At 62.2% G+C, this 17,066-nt stretch carries 15 protein-coding genes; 2 read left to right on the top strand and 13 right to left on the bottom strand.

From position 1 onward, the window contains the following. Window positions 1-747: 747 nt before the first annotated feature. Window positions 748-2,223, top strand: a complete 1,476-nt coding sequence (locus tag LB525_RS25320; protein WP_224548619.1) for a calcium-binding protein — start codon at window positions 748-750, stop codon at window positions 2,221-2,223. A gap of 231 nt (window positions 2,224-2,454) precedes the next feature. After that, the gene (locus LB525_RS25325) at window positions 2,455-3,534 is read left to right on the top strand and encodes a hypothetical protein (RefSeq protein ID WP_224548621.1); all 1,080 of its coding nucleotides are present in this window, start codon (window positions 2,455-2,457) and stop codon (window positions 3,532-3,534) included. Window positions 3,535-3,719: 185 nt separating this feature from the next. Here LB525_RS25325 and LB525_RS25330 read toward each other — a convergent pair whose 3' ends face one another. The 13 genes from LB525_RS25330 to LB525_RS25390 form a co-directional block, all read right to left on the bottom strand. Next, a complete protein-coding gene (locus LB525_RS25330) occupies window positions 3,720-4,091 on the bottom strand; it encodes a hypothetical protein (protein WP_224548623.1) in 372 nt (123 codons plus the stop codon). Window positions 4,092-4,881: 790 nt separating this feature from the next. Continuing rightward, window positions 4,882-5,130 carry a cytochrome C oxidase subunit IV family protein gene (locus LB525_RS25335; protein ID WP_224548625.1) on the bottom strand — a complete coding sequence of 83 codons (249 nt, stop codon included), beginning with the start codon at window positions 5,128-5,130 and terminating at the stop codon, window positions 4,882-4,884. Next, complete coding sequence (locus LB525_RS25340; protein WP_224548627.1) at window positions 5,127-5,762, bottom strand: cytochrome c oxidase subunit 3; 636 nt, start codon at window positions 5,760-5,762, stop codon at window positions 5,127-5,129. The genes LB525_RS25335 and LB525_RS25340 overlap by 4 nt, the downstream gene beginning before the upstream one ends. Beyond that, window positions 5,759-7,402 carry a cytochrome c oxidase subunit I gene (gene ctaD, locus LB525_RS25345; protein ID WP_224548629.1) on the bottom strand — a complete coding sequence of 548 codons (1,644 nt, stop codon included), beginning with the start codon at window positions 7,400-7,402 and terminating at the stop codon, window positions 5,759-5,761. Before ctaD ends, LB525_RS25340 begins: the two co-directional genes overlap by 4 nt. Then, window positions 7,399-8,352, bottom strand: a complete 954-nt coding sequence (coxB, locus tag LB525_RS25350; RefSeq protein WP_224548631.1) for a cytochrome c oxidase subunit II — start codon at window positions 8,350-8,352, stop codon at window positions 7,399-7,401. Before coxB ends, ctaD begins: the two co-directional genes overlap by 4 nt. Further along, window positions 8,349-9,089, bottom strand: coding sequence for an SCO family protein (locus LB525_RS25355; protein ID WP_224548633.1), 741 nt, complete (start codon window positions 9,087-9,089; stop codon window positions 8,349-8,351). Before LB525_RS25355 ends, coxB begins: the two co-directional genes overlap by 4 nt. 8 nt (window positions 9,090-9,097) lie before the next feature. Beyond that, a complete protein-coding gene (locus tag LB525_RS25360) occupies window positions 9,098-9,541 on the bottom strand; it encodes a hypothetical protein (protein WP_224548635.1) in 444 nt (147 codons plus the stop codon). Then, window positions 9,534-10,640 carry a hypothetical protein gene (locus LB525_RS25365; RefSeq protein ID WP_224548645.1) on the bottom strand — a complete coding sequence of 369 codons (1,107 nt, stop codon included), beginning with the start codon at window positions 10,638-10,640 and terminating at the stop codon, window positions 9,534-9,536. Before LB525_RS25365 ends, LB525_RS25360 begins: the two co-directional genes overlap by 8 nt. Then, window positions 10,637-11,179 (bottom strand): c-type cytochrome, encoded by a 543-nt coding sequence (locus LB525_RS25370; protein WP_224548647.1) that lies wholly within the window; start codon window positions 11,177-11,179, stop codon window positions 10,637-10,639. The genes LB525_RS25365 and LB525_RS25370 overlap by 4 nt, the downstream gene beginning before the upstream one ends. Beyond that, window positions 11,176-11,703, bottom strand: coding sequence for a DUF3341 domain-containing protein (locus tag LB525_RS25375; RefSeq protein ID WP_224548649.1), 528 nt, complete (start codon window positions 11,701-11,703; stop codon window positions 11,176-11,178). The genes LB525_RS25370 and LB525_RS25375 overlap by 4 nt, the downstream gene beginning before the upstream one ends. Next, complete coding sequence (gene nrfD / locus LB525_RS25380; protein ID WP_224548651.1) at window positions 11,700-13,058, bottom strand: NrfD/PsrC family molybdoenzyme membrane anchor subunit; 1,359 nt, start codon at window positions 13,056-13,058, stop codon at window positions 11,700-11,702. Before nrfD ends, LB525_RS25375 begins: the two co-directional genes overlap by 4 nt. Continuing rightward, the gene (locus LB525_RS25385) at window positions 13,051-16,023 is read right to left on the bottom strand and encodes a TAT-variant-translocated molybdopterin oxidoreductase (RefSeq protein WP_224548653.1); all 2,973 of its coding nucleotides are present in this window, start codon (window positions 16,021-16,023) and stop codon (window positions 13,051-13,053) included. The genes nrfD and LB525_RS25385 overlap by 8 nt, the downstream gene beginning before the upstream one ends. Then, window positions 16,007-16,663, bottom strand: a complete 657-nt coding sequence (locus tag LB525_RS25390) for a cytochrome c3 family protein (protein ID WP_411971048.1) — start codon at window positions 16,661-16,663, stop codon at window positions 16,007-16,009. The genes LB525_RS25385 and LB525_RS25390 overlap by 17 nt, the downstream gene beginning before the upstream one ends. Window positions 16,664-17,066: the final 403 nt, after the last annotated feature.

Here is a 17,066-nt window from a genome sequence, read left to right on the forward strand (position 1 = left end):
CGCTACTCAGATACATGTTTTGCGCCAAGGTTCACGGTACGGGCAGGCTTGCCCAATGTCCTCGTCCGTTTGAATGAGCGGACCGATCTCGGGGTGCGCGCGGCTGCGTCGGAGCGCGAATTGAATGTCCATTTCGGCGAGGGGAATTCGAGGCTCGGCTGCCTCTGAGCCGGTAACAAGGCCTCAGCTTGAGTTGCGTCGGTTCAACCGTTCCTCAAGTCCAAGTTCGGCGAACGCGGTTGATCGCAGAAACCCTGGATCTGACGAGCTATCGACGAAGATACGTTCCTAGCAAAATGCCTAGAGGAAGAGAGCACTCAAGCGAAGTGCCCTTCGCTCGAAAAAAGGGAGTGCCTCGCACTGGGCACACCCGAGAAAATTTCAAGTTTTCCCAAAAAACCGGGAATTGATCCTGACAATCGTTTCCTTATTGCTGTGTTCTGTGCCCAGCATCAATGATTCTACCGGTATCGGGTTGTTTTGGTTCCAGCAGCGTTTCGCTCGCCGCATCGTCGGTCTTTGCGGCCTGAAGGTTGAGCAACGGAATCGTGTTATCCCCGGCTAATTTGATGCATCATCGAACACCGAAATTCGATGCAAATCACTGTAATATTAGGCGTTTTTGGTGCTGGTAAAGTACTCGATCAATCATTCTATCAGCATATTTCCGTATTTGATTTGGCGCTAATGTACCCTCTCGGTTAGGCAGGGGATGGGGCGCTTATCAATCAGAAGAAGGATGTTCGCATGGCTACCATGCATTACGCCTATGGCGCCCCCGCCTCCGGCGCCATAGCTAATGGCTTCAACTTGATCGACCTTCAGTACGCGTCATCGGTCAACGCGCTGCCTGACGGCACCAAGGCTTTGATATATCTCAACGAAAGCAGCGGGGTGACCCAGTCTTTCATAGACAAGGTGACGCCCCTCCTCGGCAATTCCAAGGTTTTTGGCTTTTATCTCACCGACGAGCCTGACCCCACGGGCAAATACCACACACAGGTCAGCGCTGCGAATCTGAAGGCCGAATCCGACTGGATTCACTCTCATTTCCCGGGTGCGAAAACCTTCATTACGCTGATGGACATGGGGTCGTTCACGGCCTCCGATTACACCAACACGTACAATCCCGCCAACACGGGGATCGACTATTACGGGCTCGATCCCTACCCCGTGCGCTCGACCGCGGTCGACTTCAACTACATCGACAGAGCCGTCGCTGCAGCGGAGAAGGCGGGCATTCCGCAGAGTGCGATCATTCCTGTGTTCCAGACGTTTGGCGGCGGCGGGTGGTCGACCAATACGGGCGGGTCTTATGTGATGCCTACCACCGCCCAGGAACAGACCATCATGGACCATTGGGCAAAGCTCGTCCCGTCGCCAGCCTTTGACATGGCCTATAAGTGGTCCTCGCAAAATGGCGAGACCTCGCTTGGCAACACGTCGTCGATGCAGGCGTTTTTCCTGGATCACAACACCCACACCAGCACCAGCACCAACACTGGCACCAGTACCGGTAGTAGCACTGGCACCAGTAGCGGCACGACAACCCCACCTCCCGTCACGGCCCCGATCGCCGACATAAAAGGCACCAGCGGCAACGACGTTTTACGCCCGGCCGACAACGCCGCACACACGATGGCGGGCTATGGGGGCAATGACGACTACTATGTCAACAATGCCGCCAGCAAGGTGGTCGAGGCCGCTGGCCAGGGCCAGGACAGGGTGTGGACGTCGGTGAGTTATGCGCTTGCCGCCGGCTCGTCGATTGAGGTCCTCGGCACCCAGAAGGACGCCGGCACGACGGCGATCAACTTGACCGGCAACGAATTGCGTCAGCACATCATCGGGAATGCCGGCGACAACGTCATAAAGAGCGGCGGCGGCGGCGATTGGCTGACCGGCAATGGCGGCCACGACACCTTCGTTTTCAACAGCACCCTCAGCAAGAGCAATGTTGCCACGGTTACCGACTTCAGCCCGTCTGTGGACAAGATCCACTTGGATGACGCTGTCTTCAAAGGGCTCAGCGTTGGGGCGCTCGCAAGCAGTGCTTTCTATACCGGTACCGCCGCTCACGACAGCACCGATCATATCGTCTACAACAGCACGACCGGAGCGCTCTACTTTGACAGCGACGGCGCAGGCGGCGCGGCTCAGATTCAATTCGCCGCCCTTTCCCCGCATCTTGCGGTTACGGCGAGCTCGTTCGCTGTGGTCTAGGACGGGCATGCTCTTCATGGCGATCTAGCGCAGGCTCGTACCTGCCATAAGATCGCCGTCGATAGGAGCCTCCAAGCTCCGCAAAGCAGGGCATTACCGGCGACAATGTTCGCCGGTAATGCCTACTCCACCGTCCCGACCTCGTCAGATTGCGCGACTGGTCGACGTCGGCGCCCATGAAGACGGCGCTGAAATAGCCAGCATCTGGATCTGCAGCGCATAGATGATTGCATGGATGCCACCACTATACTGGCTTGGCAGCAGCTCCGCCTCGAAGCTGGTCCATCGATCGAACAGATGAAGCCGAATTTTTCCGTACATCTTAGAAGGAGAACGATGCGGGGCGATCTGGTGGATAGTTGGAGCATGCCGACGAGTTCAACGTGCGGGTATGGCGCAGCGGTTCGAGCCGCGCAATCCATCAAGTCGGAACCCGTCGCGCCAACAGCTTGGTCGCCAAAGTTCACACGCATTGGCAATCTGTGCATATCGGCGTTGCTCATGATGCTGATCTGCAGCCAATCGGCGCTGTCTGCGGGCGGCAGCGGCAAGACGCTTCACTACACCTCCGGTGGGCCGGGCGTTGCAATCGCGAGCGCGGGCTTCGACCTCGCCGATGTACAATCCGTAGAGCAACTCAATGCCTTGCCGCCAGGGATGAAGGGGCTGATATGGCTAAATGAATCCAGCGGCGTGACGCCACGCTTCATTGCCAAGGTGAAGCCATTTATCGGCAATCCGCGGCTGTTCGGTTTTCGCCTCTGCGATGAGCCGGATATCACCGGCAAATACCATTCCCCAGCAGTTAGTCCGGCGGCCCTGAAGGCCGAGACCGAGTGGATCAGAGCCAATGTCCCCGGGGCAGTTACATTTGTTACTTTGATGGACATGGGGTCTTTCGAAGCTCCCGCCTTCATGAATACCTTTAATCCCGCCAACACAGGGATTGATCTTTTCGGCCTGGATCCATATCCGGTCCGCGGCAAAGCTTTCGATTTGGACTTCATCGATCGAACGGTCGAGGCAGCCGTTGCCGCTGGCATCCCTCTCGACAGGATTGTGCCTGTATACCAGGCCTTCGGCGGCGGCAATTGGAAGACCCGTACCGGAGCGGCTGCGGACGTCTATGTACTGCCGACACCGGACCAGGCGAAGCAGATCTTCGCGCGCTGGGCCACCTACTCTCCGGCTCCTGTATTCGACTTTGCCTATGCCTGGGGTTCACAAAACGGAGACATCAAGCTAGGCAGCGCCAGCCCTGAGGCGCTCGAACTTCGCTTGGCGTTCAAAGCGCACAACACGGCGCCGTAGCAACTGCCGCGATCATTTTACCGAAGACACCCCAGCTGTGCAGAACGCAGATCCTCATTGCTGCGCATCAGCCATTCAACAGCTAGAGCAATTCCAGGAAAAGTGTGAGCGGTTTTCCGTCCGGAATTGCTTAAAAAACAAAGAGATAGGGCGTTTCGCCGTTTCCGTGAAAACGGTGAAACGCACTAGCCGAACAGACGATGAACTTGGCCGTTCAGCTGTATGCCGAGTCCTCGGCTGCGAAACTTATTGACGATTGACCTCTTCTCTTGCCAGCGACGCTTCTCAGCTTGGCGCCCGTGGAACCAAAGGACACCGCCAGCAAGAAGACAACATACGCCAATGCCGAATATGAAGAGAGGATCACCCTGTTCGCCGCCACCAAAGAATATCGCCGAGACGATAAACACACCGCCCGCGAGCGCGCCGACCCAGGCTGCTATGCCGCATCTGGAAAGCCCATCGTGCTGGCCGCAAAGAAAGCGGTAGCGCTCAGCAAGGCGCGCTTCGTCTTCGCTCAGATTTAGCGCGCAGTCTCCGTTGGCTTCATGAAGCATATTTCACCCCCTGCTTAGTTTGCATACGGGGTATCGGCGACAAATGTTTCATTCAAGCGAGGGACAAGTTGCAAATTTTTCGCACCGTTATGATGCCGTCGCGATGCAATGCGCAATAACCGGGTCAGGGGCAATGCTGAGCGTGGCTGGGCCGCTCTTGGCCGTGATTCAGGGGCGGTGTTATTGAGAGCGGTCCTTCATTCGCACGGCGGAGGCTCCATCGAGATTTGTTATAACAACATCAGCCGGCGCCCTGTATCTAGTCCGTGCCCCCGCCGGTCAGGCCCGGCCCGTGGGCTCCCCCGTTCTCGTGCCGGGCCGCTCGCTTATTGAGCAGCGAATACGCAACACCGGGCCGATTTCTCAGAGGTCGACCAGGCGCGGCGGTTCAACCAACGCCACTCCAGCGGGCGAGTTGTCGAGCCGCCTTCGCGGTCCGGCTTGCGATCAGCCAAACGCCGCTGAGTGCTTTTCGAACAACGCCAATTTGTCGGCATACCCGATGCGGTTCGCAGCTCCGCAGCCCTCGCATTTGAAGGTCGAGATCACCTTGAACCACGACCCTTTCCTTTTGAAGGCATGGTTACATTCCAAGCACTTGAATTCCAAGTCGGCATCATTCAGCGCCGCGGACAGGGGCATCGCTCACCTCCAATGACGTGTTCCTCATTCGCAATCATGCTGCCCGAAGACTATGAGCAAGATCACATGTTGATGCTGGGCCTGTTGCGGCTTGATGACAGGACCTCAGTCCCAGCCGGCGTGCCCGCTGGCGATTGATGCCGCTCTCCTATCGCCCGATCAGCGTCAGCCCGAAAAGGATGGCGAGCCAAAGCCCGGTTGCCGCGACGGCGAGCCGCGGCAAGGTGCCTGTCAGATGCATGAACAGCAGGGCGATCAGGACCGCCTTGGCGGCCGCGATCGCCAGGTTGAGGGCGACATTGAAGCCGCCTAGATCGAGGAAGGAGGAAGCCACTGTCAGAGCCAGCAGCACGAGCAGCCCGAGATAGCCGAAGGTGAGTTTGCACAATTCGCTCATCGGTTGATCAGGTAAAGGACGGGGAACATGAACACCCAGATGATGTCGACGAAATGCCAATACAGGCCGACGGCAACCACCCGGCGCAGGCGGTTGGCAGGGCTGGAGGGCCGCCAGAGCGCGATCATGGCGGCGATGACGACGATGCCGCCGATCAGGTGCAGCGCATGCAGCGAGGTCATCGCGAAATAGAGGCCGAAGAAAAGCTGGGCGTGCACGGGATCCGGTCCTGCATAGCGGAACGGCAGGCCGAGAAGCGGGGCCAGACCTTCGCTGATCTCCTTGCCGTATTCTATCCCCTTCACGATCAGGAAGGATACGCCCAGCGCCGCAGTCGCGGCCAACGCCCAAATTGTCGCGCGCCAACGTCTCTGCAGCGTGAACCTGTGCGCCAGCGCCATGGTGAAGCTGCTGGTGATCAGCACGGCCGTGTTGAAGGTGCCGAGTGGCAGCGAAAGATGCTTGGAAGCCGCCGCGAAGGCGGGGCCGAAATCGATATGCGCGATAAGGAAGACCAGGAAAATCGCGCCGAACAGCATCGCCTCGGAGCCGATGAACACCCACATCGCAAAATTGTCGGCGCGCCGTTCGCGCTGGGGCGTGTCGAGAGCGACGCTTTCGGTGCCGCTCATCGCGCCGCTTCCTCCCGGTGCGGGCTGAAGCGCTCGTGCTCGAGCCCCTTCATGTCGTAGGCATAGGCCGGTCGCGTCACGACCGGCATAGTCTCGAAATTATGCGGCGGCGGCGGCGAGCTCGTCTGCCATTCGAGCCCCGTGGCGTTCCACGGATTGTCGGGCGCGCGGGCGCCGCGAAACAGCGACCAGCCGAGGTAGAACAAGGGCATCAGATAGCCGATCGCCAGCACCACCGCGCCGCCCGAGGACAACACGTTCCAGAACTGGAACTCCGGCGGATAGGTATGATAGCGCCGGGGCATGCCGTTGAAGCCCAGCACATATTGCGGGAAGAAGGTCAGATTGAAGCCGACGAAAGTGACGGTCGCCGCTATACGCCCCGCGGTTTCCGAATACGTGCGGCCGGTCAATTTCGGCCACCAGAAATGCAGGCCCGCCATGTAGGCCGTCACCATGCCGCCGACCATGATGTAGTGGAAATGCGCGATGACGAAGTAGGTGTCGTGGACATGCACGTCGACCGCCAGCGCCGCAAGGAACAGCCCCGCCAGCCCGCCGAAGGTGAACAGCGCCAGGAAGAACAGCGCATAGAGCATCGGCGTCTCGAAGCTGATCTCGCCCTTGCGCAGCGTCAGGCTCCAGTTGAAAACCTTGATCGCCGACGGGATCGCGACGCAGAAGGACAGGAACGAGAACACCACGCCGGCATAGGCCGACTGCCCGCTGACGAACATGTGGTGGCCCCAGACCAGGAAGCCGAAGACGGCGATCGCCATCGACGACATCGCCACCGCCTTGTAGCCGAACAGCGGCCGGCGGCTGAAGCAGGGCAGCACCTCCGACACCACACCCATGCCGGGCAGGATCATGATGTAGACGGCCGGGTGCGAGTAAAACCAGAAGAGATGCTGGAAGAGCAGCGGATCGCCGCCGAGATCGGGATTGAAGATGCCGATGCCGAACACGCGCTCCAGCACGATCAGGATCAGCGATGCGGCGAGCACCGGCGTTGCCAGCACCATCACCAGGCTGGTGGCGTAGAGGGTCCAGACGAAAATCGGCAGTCGGAACCAGGTGAGCCCCGGCGCGCGTAGCGTGTGAACCGTGACGATGAAATTGATGCCGGTCATGATCGTCGAGAAGCCGACAATGAAGACGCCGAAGGCCGCGGTCGAGACGAAGCCGTTGGCATAAAGCGTCGACAGCGGCGTGTAGAAGGTCCAGCCGGTATCGACGCCGCCGGCCACCACCGCAAACAGCGCGAACAGGCTGCCGAAAATGAAGACGTACCAGTTGGCGAGGTTGAGCCGCGGGAAAGCGAGATCGCGCGCGCCGATCATCAGCGGCAAAAGGAAATTGCCCATGGTCGCTGGGATCGACGGCACCAGGAAGAACCAGACCATGATGATGCCGTGCAGCGAGAACAGCCTGTTGTAGACATCGTCGGAGACGAGGTCGCCTGCCGGTGTCGCCAGCTCGATCCGCATCAGCACCGCCATGGCGCCGCCGAGGAAGAAGAAGGCCGTCAGCGAGATGAGATAGAGCCATGCGACGCGCTTGTGGTCGGTGGTCAGCAACCACGCGCGAGGCCCGCTCCCCTCTCCCAGGTAAGTGCCAGGCATCGCCGCGTTTGTCATGGCCTGGCTCCAGCCGTTGGTCGAGGCGAAAGCGACTTCAGATAGGCGAGCAGCATCTGCAGCTCGCCTTCATCGATCAGGCCATCGAAGCTCGGCATGACCGGCTCGTAGCTTGCGGCGATCTCCTTCTTCGGGTTGAGGATGGAGTCGCGCAAATAGCGCTCGTCGGCGATCACCGTCTGCTGATTGTCGAGCGCCACCGGCCGGCCGAAGATGCCGTCAAGCGAGGGCGCCCTCACCTTGCTGCTCGCGCCATGGCAGCCGGAGCAGCCCAGCGCGCGAAACAGTTTCTCGCCGCTTGCGGCAAGCGTCTCGCCTTCGCCCTGGCTGTTCAGCCACGCGGCATATTGCTCGGGCGCCATCACGGTCACCCAGCCGCCCATTTCGGAATGCTGGGTGCCGCAATATTGGGCGCAGAACAGGTGGTAGCGGCCGGGCTCGGTGGCAATGAACCAGATATGCGTCGTGCGTCCAGGCACCGCGTCCTGCTTGATGCGAAACGCCGGCACGTAGAAGGAGTGGATGACGTCCTGCGAGGCGAGCGACACGACGACCGGTTTGCCGACCGGAACGTGCAGCTCGTTGATCTCGCGCTGGCCGCCGGGTTGCCTGAACTCCCACATCCATTGTTTGCCCAGCCCCGTGATCTCGAGCGCGTCCGCCGGCGGATGATCGCGGCGAACGAAAAGCACTGCGCCCCAGCCGAAGAAGATGAAGGCAATGATCAAGCTGGCGACGGTCCAACTCATCTCCAGCCACATGGTGCGGGAACGCTGTCCCGTGCGATCCGCCGGCGACCCGACGCGGTATTTCACCGCGTAGCCGACGACCAGCCCGGTGAGCGCCAGCCCGAGCACGGCTGAGAAAACGAGCAGCGTGTAAAACAGCGCATCGACATGGCCGGCTTCCGACGAGGCTTCCTGTGGGAAGAAGGGAACGCCGAAGCTCACCTTGCCCTCCCCCGCATTTGCCAGAGCACCGTTGCTCCCAGGCCGAGCACCGTTGCCAGGCTGGCCACTTTCAGCGCCGCCCAGACTACGGGAGTATACTGGCCTTTCGAACTGTCGAACCCCGCGCAGAACAGGAAGACATGATCGGCAATCGACCCGAGCTTGTTGGCTGATGCTTCGACCAGCGCGAGCTGGAGATCGCGCGGCGTGAAGGTCAAGGCCGGCAATACCTGCGAAATTCGGCCGGAAGGCGTCAGCGCAATGACCGCGATCGGATGAACGAACTGATCGATACCCTTACGTCGGTCGAAAGTGATGCCGGCCTCGTTGGCCAGCGCCGCACCGGCGCCATCGCTGCCGGTAAGGAAACGCCAAGCGGAGGCGCCAGCGGGAGCGGCGGCGGAAGCAATGTCATCCCGCGCCGCTGCGGCATCAGCGGAGGTCTCATCGGGGTCGATCGAGATGAACAACGCGCGATAATCTGCAGGGCGAAGCGATGTCTTCTTCAGGTCGGACGCGACGGCCTGCTGGGTGACGCCGCAAAGATTCGGGCATTTATCGTAGCCGAAGATGACAAGCGCCGGACGTCCGCCGAGCGTTTCACCCAGCGTCAGCTTCCGGCCACTTGCGTCGACCAATTCTCGCTCAAGGCTGAGCTGCGCGCCGAGCTTCGGATCGAATGTCGGCCGCTCGGCGGCAAGGGCCGTGCCGGCAACGAACAGACAAAGCGCAGCCAACAAGCTCTTCATCGCCCTGCCCCGCCTTGCTGTTGGCAATTCCGGGCCTGCGGCGCACGGGGAACCGCCGCCGTGAGCAGGGCGCAATCAGGCTCCGTGGCCGCTGCCGTCGGTCGCGACCAATCCGGCAGGCCGTGGCTGACCACCGCCCACATGGCGTCGTCGATCGGGATGCGGGCGATGCCGGCGTTGCGATCCACCCAGCCAAGGGTCTTGAGCTGGCGATCCTCCTCGGCGCGGAACGCGGTCAGATCCTGCTGCGGCGTGGTCTGGAGATCCGGGTTCTCGGGATTGGTATTGGCTGGCAGCGGCAACCAGGTCGGCGCGGTGTTGAAGACGAGCTTCACGGCGATCGCGGCCAAAGCGATGAACAGTAACAGCCCGCCGCCGAAAGCGAGCAGCACACGCGGCTGGACATCGCGCGCCTCGGGGTGACGGTGCGCCTTAGCCATGGGCGACCTCGCGCTTCCACCAGACGATCTTGTCCGGTCGGCGGAGCAGGAAAAGGAACAGCGCGAGCCATAGTCCGCCCAATCCCATCCAGGCGGCCGCATCATGCCACAATGCCGGGACTCCGCCGGAAAGGAGTGGCGGGCGGATACGCCAGAACACATCGGCGAAATGGCCTGCCAAGGCAGTTCCGGCGAGCCAGACGAGGCCGACATGGCTGCGTTTTAGGTTCCGGCTGAGCAGACCCGCGAAAGCCGAGACATGCAAGGCAATCAGCAGCCAAAGAAGATATAGCCAGCCGCCCGTGGAGCGCATGCCGTACCAGCGGATCTCGTCGGGCAAGTCGCCGCCCCAGACGACGACCCACTGCATGAACATGAGGTAGATCCAGGTCAGCACGAAGCCGAGCAGCATGTTGGCAAGATCCTCGCTGAGCGCGACATCCTCCTCGCCTCCGGGCATGACCTCCACCCCCCGCCTTGCCGCCAGCACCAAGATTGCCAGGGCGAATGCGCCGACCACCTCGGCGGCAGCTTCACAAAGCGCGTAGATGGTCGAGGTGAACTCCGGCTCGAGCGACAGCATCCAGTCGGTGGCAAAAACGCTGACGGCAAGCGCATGAAGGATGAGGCCGAGGGCATATTTCTTTCCGCTGCCACGCTTTGCGGGGTCCTCTGTAGTTAGCATCGTCCAGGCCAGAACGAGCCAGACCGCAGCGCAGAAGGCGAAGCGCAGCAGGAAGAACGGCACATTGAGATAAGCAAGCTTCTCTCGAACCTGCTCAGCAAGCATCGCGGGATCGGCGCCGGCCCATGGGAAGATCAGGTCGAGCCGCATCAGCACCGGCAGGAGCAGGACGAGCGCAAATGGCAGCATCGCGATCATGATCCGCAAAGGCTGGCGGACCGCATCGCCCCAGCGTCCACCGGTCAGCCCGTGTACCATCAGTATGGTCAGCGCGCCGAGCGGCAGGCTGAGCGCGAAGAGAATTGCGGGGAGCCAGGCGCTCAGCATCGCCTTGGCGTCGAGCGATACGCCCAGACCGCAGACGACAAGTCCTACGGCGCCCGCCGACAGAAAGCCTTGCTCGAGGCGGCTCATGGCGAGGCCTCCGCTTCGAGCCGCGCGCGCATGCTTTGCGGAAGTTCGGCGACCGGAGCGTCGCGCGAATATTGCAGCGCGCGGATATAGGCGATGATCGCCCAGCGGTCCTGCGGCGGCACCCTGGCTGCATAAGAATACATGGCGCCATAGCCGTTGGTGATGACGTCGTAGAAGTGCCGGTCCGAGGCCTTGCGCAGGGCTTCCTGGTGGTAGCTCGGCGGCGCCGGAAAGCCGCGCTGGACGATCATGCCGTGACCATCGCCGGTGCGGCCGTGACAGGGCGAGCAGAAGATGTCGAAACGCTGCTGCCCGCGCTGCAGCAGCTCGATCGTGATCGGATAAGGGATTTTGTCCGGGACCGGCGTCAGATCGGCGTCGCGCGCCACCGTTCCTGTAACGGGCGTCCGCGCCGACATGCCGTCGGCGAACTGGTTGCTGGCCTCCAGCGGATCGTAGCGCGGCTGGTCCTCCATATCCTGCCGGCAGCCGGCGACGGCCAGCGCACCCAACATAAGCGTGAGGCCGAGGCGCCTCACGCCTCGACCTCCTCGACCATCTCGGCGCCGAGCCGCGTCAGCTGGCCCCTGGTCACGCCCTTGCGGTATTTGGGATCGGCCGCTTCGATCAGCAGATAGAACTTGCCGCCGCGCGCGTAGCTGAAGCTCTCGGCGTTGAAGACGGGGTGATGATAGCGGGGCAGCCCATTGGCCGCGAGCACCCCCAGGAAACCCGCGAAGGCGGCGCCGAGAATGCCGGCCTCGAACGCGATGATGACGAAAGGCGGCCAGGAGTGCAGCGGCCGGCCACCGACATTGATGGGATAATCGACTTCGACAGAGTACCAGATCAGCGCATAGACGAGTGCCGCGCCGGCAATGCCGCCGGCGAGCACGGCCCAGGGCAGGCGCGTCTTCGGTATCTCCAATATCCGTTCCAGTTCCTTCATCGGGAACGGCGAGAACGCATCCATGCGCCGATAGCCGCGCTCGCGCATGCCGCGCGCCGCCGCGATGAGCGCTTCGGGACCGGCAAACACCGCCATGAGGCCGTAGAGGCTCATCGGATCTTGCCCTCCTCTTCGGCCAGTTCCTCGACCTCGAAGATGGTGATCGCCGGCAGGATACGGATGAACAGGAAGACGAGCGCGAAGAAGGTGCCGATCGAGCCGAACAGGATGCCGAAATCGAGCCAGGCCAGCGACTGCTCGCCCCAGGCAGACGGCAGGTAATCGCGGCTCGGCCCCGTCACGACGATGATGTAGCGCTCGATCCACATGCCGACATTGATGGCGACGGCGATCGCGAACAGCAGCGGCATGTTGCGGCGGATGCGTCTGAACCACAGCAATTGCAGCACGCCGCAGTTCAGGCTCAGCATTATCCAGAACAGCGGCGCATAGGGACCCAGCGCGCGCTGCGCCATCATGGTTCGCTCGTAGGGCTCGCCCGAATACCAGGCGAAGAATGCTTCCGAGACATAACCATAGGCGACGACCATGCCGGCGGCGATCATCAGCTTGGCGGCATTGTCCATGTGTCTGAGCGTGATCAGGTCCTTGACCGAGAAGGCCCACCGCAATGGGATTGCAATGGTGAGCACCATGGCGAAGCCGGAGAGCAGCGCGCCGGCGACGAAATAGGGCGGGAAGATCGTCGAGTGGTAGCCGGGTGTGATCGCGAAGGTGAAATCGAGCGAGACGATCGAATGCACCGAAACGACCAGCGGCGTGGCCAAGGCCGCGAGCAGGAAATAGACAACCTGGTAGCGCGCCCAATGATAGGCCGAGCCGCGCCAGCCGAGCGCCAATATGCCGTAGAAGAGCTGCGCCGGTCTCGACCTGGCGCGGTCGCGCAGCACTGCAAGATCCGGCAGCAGCCCCATATACCAGAACAGCAGCGAAACGGTCGCGTAGGTGGCGATCGCCGCGAAGTCCCAGACCAGCGGGCTTCGCCACTGCGGCCAGTGCATATGCACATTGGGCAGCGGCAACAGCCAGTAGAAGAACCACGGTCGCCCAAGATGCAGGATCGGAAATAGGCCGGCCATGGCGACGGCAAACAGCGTCATGGCCTCGGCGAAGCGGTTGATCGAGGCGCGCCAGGGTTGGCGCAGGAGCAACAGCACCGCCGAGATCAGCGTGCCGGCATGGCCGATGCCGATCCACCAGACGAAATTGGAGATCATCGTGCCCCAGACCACCGGCATGTTGATGCCAAGGCCGCCGACGCCGACCGCGATGAGATAAGTGATCGAATAGAGCAGCAGCAGGACAAGCAGGAAGCAGAGCAGGAACGCAGTCCAGAAATGGCGCGGCATGCGGCCGCTGAGCACGATCGAACTGATGCGCCCGCTGATCTCGGGAAAATCGTGACGGCCGCGCAGGACAGCCGGGCTGTTCGCGCTCGCTTCAGCCATCGGTCGCCTCGCCCGGCTTGACAAGCTTGCCGTTCGGATTGGAGATCTTACCGAGATAGGTGGTGCGCGGTCGTGTGTTCAGCTCCTCCAGCAGCGCGTAATTCTGCGGCGCGCTTTTTTCGCGAACCACCTTTGCGTCTTTCCTGTTGCGATCGCCAAAAGTGATGGCCTGGGTCGGACAGGCCTGTTGGCAGGCGGTGACCACTTCGCCATCGGCGATGTCGCGGTTCTCGATCTGCGCCTGGATGCGCTTGGCGCTGATGCGCTGGACGCAATAGGTGCATTTCTCCATCACCCCGCGCGAGCGCACGCTGACATTCGGATTGTGCACGCCTTGCTCCGGACCTGCGTCGTCCTTGTCGAAGGATTGATGATCGAGGAAGTTGAAGCGCCGCACCTTGTAGGGGCAATTCTGCGAGCAGTAGCGCGTGCCGATGCAGCGGTTATAGACCTGCGCATTCAGTCCATCATGCGTGTGCACGGTGGCGTTGACCGGACACACCACTTCGCACGGCGCCTTTTCGCAATGCATGCAGGGCACCGGCTGGAAAAACGTCTCGGGCGCGTCGACCGGCCCGGCATAGTAGCGGTCGACCCGCAGCCAGTGCATCTCGTGGCCGCGCTCGCATTCCTCAGGCCCGACCGCCGCGATGTTGTTCTCCGCCTGGCAGGCCGAGACGCAGGCCATGCAGCCGATGCAGGCCGAGAGGTCGATCGCCATCGCCCAGGCTTCCTGATTGTAAGGCCAATCGGGATAGAGCGATTCCGTTGGCGACGGCGGCGCATCCTTGCGCACGAAATCCGGGTTCCGTCGGAATGCATCGAGCGACGCGTGGCGCACGACGGCGCGGCCTTCCATCGCTTGGTGATGCTGCGTGGTGATGACCCGCATGCTGTTCCCGCGCGGCGCGATGGCCGCGCCGGTCGCGAACCATTCCGAACCACGGCGCAAGTCGAACGCGTCGTAGCCTTGCGATAGCGCAGCAACGGAACCGACTTTCCGTCCGAAGCCGAAGGACAGCGTTATCGTCTCGTCCGGGTGGCCGGGCACGATCCAGGCAGGTCCATCGACATCCGCCCCATTGGCGGCGACATTGACGACCTCGCCATTTCCGACCTTCAATCGCTCGGCGGTGGCGGGCGAGACGAGCGCAGCGTTGCCCCACACAATCTTCGTCAAGGGTCGCGGCAGTTCCTGCAGCCATGAGGCGTTGGCGAAACGGCCGTCGCGCAACCAGGGATCCGCGACGAAGCGGACATCGATGCCGCTGTCTGCTTTTGCTGCCGGCTTCAGTCCCGCCAGGGCCGGCGACACTGTGACGGATACCGGCTTGGCAGCACTGTCCGCCATGACGCCGTCGCGCAGAGCCTTTCTCCAGGCATCGTCATCGAGTTGCGTCCAATGCTGCCGGATAAGCGAAAGCGGATCGGCCTCGAACCCGCCGCCAAGCACGGCAAGAAGCTGATGCGCGGTCTTGCCGTCGTAAAGCGGCTTGATCAGCGGCTGCACCAGCGAGGTGCTGCCGTCATAGGCGCGGATGTCGCTCCAGCTTTCGAGTTCGTGCGCAGCCGGTAAATGCCAATGCGCCAGGAACGCCGTCTCGTCGCGGTAGAGGCCGTGATGGACCAGCAGCTTCAAGCTGGAGAACGCCTTGCGCACATCGAGGCCTGCCGGCGCGGTGTGCAGCGGGTTTGCGCCCAGTGCCACGACCGTATCGATCGCCTCGCGGCCAATCGCTTGGCACATCGCCTCCAGGTCGCCATCGACCTGCAGCGCATCCGGCGCTTCGATCAGCTCGACCGTGTTGCCAAGCGCGCCAAGCTTCGCATTGGCGGCAAGCGCGGCGGCGTGAACGAAGGCGCTCTGCGGCGCCCCGGCGATGACCAGCGCGTTGCGGCCCGCCGCTTTCAGGTCGTCGACCAGCGCGGCCATCCACGCCGGATCGACCGGCGAGCCGGAAGCTCCGGTTTGGCCGGTCAACGCCGCCTTCAATCCGGCAGCTACGGCTTCGACGTTGCTTGGCTTGATCGCGAGCCGGTGGTCGGCGGCGGCTCCGGTGATTGTCGGCGTCGACTCCACCGCATAAAGCCGGCTCATCCGGTCGGACGGATCGCGTACACGTCGCCGCGCAGCAAAGTCGCGCGCATAAGCGAGCCGCCCCGGTCCTTCGCCGAGGAAATCGGCGTCGAGGCTGACGATCGTTTCAGCACGATCGAAGCGGTAGACCGGCGTCAGCGCCGCCCCGAACAGGGCACGCGACGCCTCTCCCGCGGCCGGTATCGCCAACGGATCGTGGCGATAGAGTTTCAGCCTCGGATAGCGTGTCCGCAGCGCACCCAGCTGCGCCGCAAGCGTCGGCGAGGTGGTCGCTTCAACCAGCAAGGCCCCGCCCTGCCCTTGCGATGCCGTCCATCGCGAAACGAGCCCCGCCATTGTCTTTAGGAAATCGCCGTACGATGCCGGCTGGCCATCCTTGAGCGGCGTGCGTGAACGGTCCGGATCGAACAGCGTCAGCACGGCTGCCTGCATCACCGCGTCGGTGGCGCCGCGCGAGGCCGGATGGTCGGGATTGCCTTCGATCTTGGTCGGCCGCCCTTCATGGCTTTCGACGATGGCGCCGATACCGAAGCCGTCACTCGACAGCGTCGTCGCATAGTAGACAGGCTTGCCGGGGACCAGGATTTCCGGCTGGCACACATAGGGCACGATGTTTTCCGCCCTGCTGCAGGCGGCCAGCCCGGCAAGCGACAGCGAGGCGCCCATCAGCTTCAGCAGCGTGCGCCGGTTCGGCTTTGCCGGCAGGCGTTCCGCGATTGCCGGGAACTCGGCCTCGACGAAGCGGCGGAAATCGGCGGCGCCGGCGATCTCGTCGAGGCTGCGCCACATTTCGCCGCCATGCGCCAGCCGCTTGCGCAGCGCCTCGATGTCGATGGCGGAACCAGGCCTGTCAGCGATGGCAGACATAGCAATCCGTCATCGTCTCGGGATGGATGTCGAGCATGCCGATCAGCTGCCGCCTGATCTCAGCGATGTCCGCGGGCGGCTGCCAGTGCATCAGGAACACGTCCTGCAGGGGACGTAAATTCGGCTCCGGGTTGCGATGACAGCCGAGGCACCACTCCATGCTCAGTGCGCGCGCCCGCATCGTCAGCGGCATCTGGTCGACCTCGCCATGGCAGGTCTCGCAGGCGACGCCTTTGTTGATGTGGATCGCATGATTGAAGAAGACAAAATCCGGCACGCTGTTGACGCGCTGCCATTCGATCGGCTTGCCGCCGGCCAGGCTTGCACGCACCGGCGCCAGCATGCCGGCATTGGTGAAAAGCTGCGAATGGCAGGTCATGCAGACCTCGGTCGCCGGCAAACCCGCCGAAGACGAGGTCTCGACGCCATTGTGACAATAACGGCAGTCGATGCCGAGCTGGCCGACATGGTGCTTGTGACTGAACGGCACCGGCTGCGCCAATGGCTCACCTACTCCCGTTACCAGGTCCGAACGGGGAAGGATTGTCCCGATCGCGGCTGCGATCAACAGAACCGCACAACTTCCCCAGATGACAAAGCGCGCAACGCCATTGGCGTTTTTCGAGAAGATTTGCGGCATCCCCTCGCCGATTCTGCTGAAGGCAAACCCAGAGTTGACGCCCCCTAACGGTGCTTTCGCCGCCAAGGTTCCGCGCCCGCGTCGGAATCACAGAATGGTGACTGCAACCGGGAACAGATCGCGGATTTAATCCGCAACCACCGCCGCTCCCATGCGTTCGGCGGCCGCCACTTCACGGAAACCAAGGTCGGCACGAAGTCATCGCCCACGCTTTGCCGACCGGGTGACAGAGATCGGCCACCCGGGCTAAAGATTTCAGCGCTTCAGGTCGTTGCGACGCCGCCCCGTCGGCTGTGACAGACCGCCCTTCCGCTCCGCCGGCCGCCGGCTTCGGCGCCTGGCGAGGAAATACATCCAGATCAGAATGAGGATCAGAGGGATACCCGCGATGGGCAGCATCCAC

Source organism: Mesorhizobium sp. CA16, assembly GCF_020165175.1.
GTDB lineage: Bacteria > Pseudomonadota > Alphaproteobacteria > Rhizobiales > Rhizobiaceae > Mesorhizobium.

What these genes read in the sequence shown, in the direction of transcription:
- LB525_RS25320 (WP_224548619.1), top strand. Translation starts at nt 748, where the DNA reads ATGGCTACCATGCATTACGCCTATGGCGCCCCCGCCTCCGGCGCCATA.
- LB525_RS25385 (WP_224548653.1), bottom strand. Translation starts at nt 16,023, where the DNA reads ATGTCTGCCATCGCTGACAGGCCTGGTTCCGCCATCGACATCGAGGCG.
- LB525_RS25325 (WP_224548621.1), top strand. Translation starts at nt 2,455, where the DNA reads ATGGATGCCACCACTATACTGGCTTGGCAGCAGCTCCGCCTCGAAGCT.
- LB525_RS25390 (WP_411971048.1), bottom strand. Translation starts at nt 16,663, where the DNA reads ATGCCGCAAATCTTCTCGAAAAACGCCAATGGCGTTGCGCGCTTTGTC.
- ctaD (WP_224548629.1), bottom strand. Translation starts at nt 7,402, where the DNA reads ATGACAAACGCGGCGATGCCTGGCACTTACCTGGGAGAGGGGAGCGGG.
- LB525_RS25340 (WP_224548627.1), bottom strand. Translation starts at nt 5,762, where the DNA reads ATGAGCGGCACCGAAAGCGTCGCTCTCGACACGCCCCAGCGCGAACGG.
- LB525_RS25330 (WP_224548623.1), bottom strand. Translation starts at nt 4,091, where the DNA reads ATGCTTCATGAAGCCAACGGAGACTGCGCGCTAAATCTGAGCGAAGAC.
- LB525_RS25375 (WP_224548649.1), bottom strand. Translation starts at nt 11,703, where the DNA reads ATGAGCCTCTACGGCCTCATGGCGGTGTTTGCCGGTCCCGAAGCGCTC.
- LB525_RS25365 (WP_224548645.1), bottom strand. Translation starts at nt 10,640, where the DNA reads ATGAGCCGCCTCGAGCAAGGCTTTCTGTCGGCGGGCGCCGTAGGACTT.
- nrfD (WP_224548651.1), bottom strand. Translation starts at nt 13,058, where the DNA reads ATGGCTGAAGCGAGCGCGAACAGCCCGGCTGTCCTGCGCGGCCGTCAC.
- LB525_RS25335 (WP_224548625.1), bottom strand. Translation starts at nt 5,130, where the DNA reads ATGAGCGAATTGTGCAAACTCACCTTCGGCTATCTCGGGCTGCTCGTG.
- LB525_RS25360 (WP_224548635.1), bottom strand. Translation starts at nt 9,541, where the DNA reads ATGGCTAAGGCGCACCGTCACCCCGAGGCGCGCGATGTCCAGCCGCGT.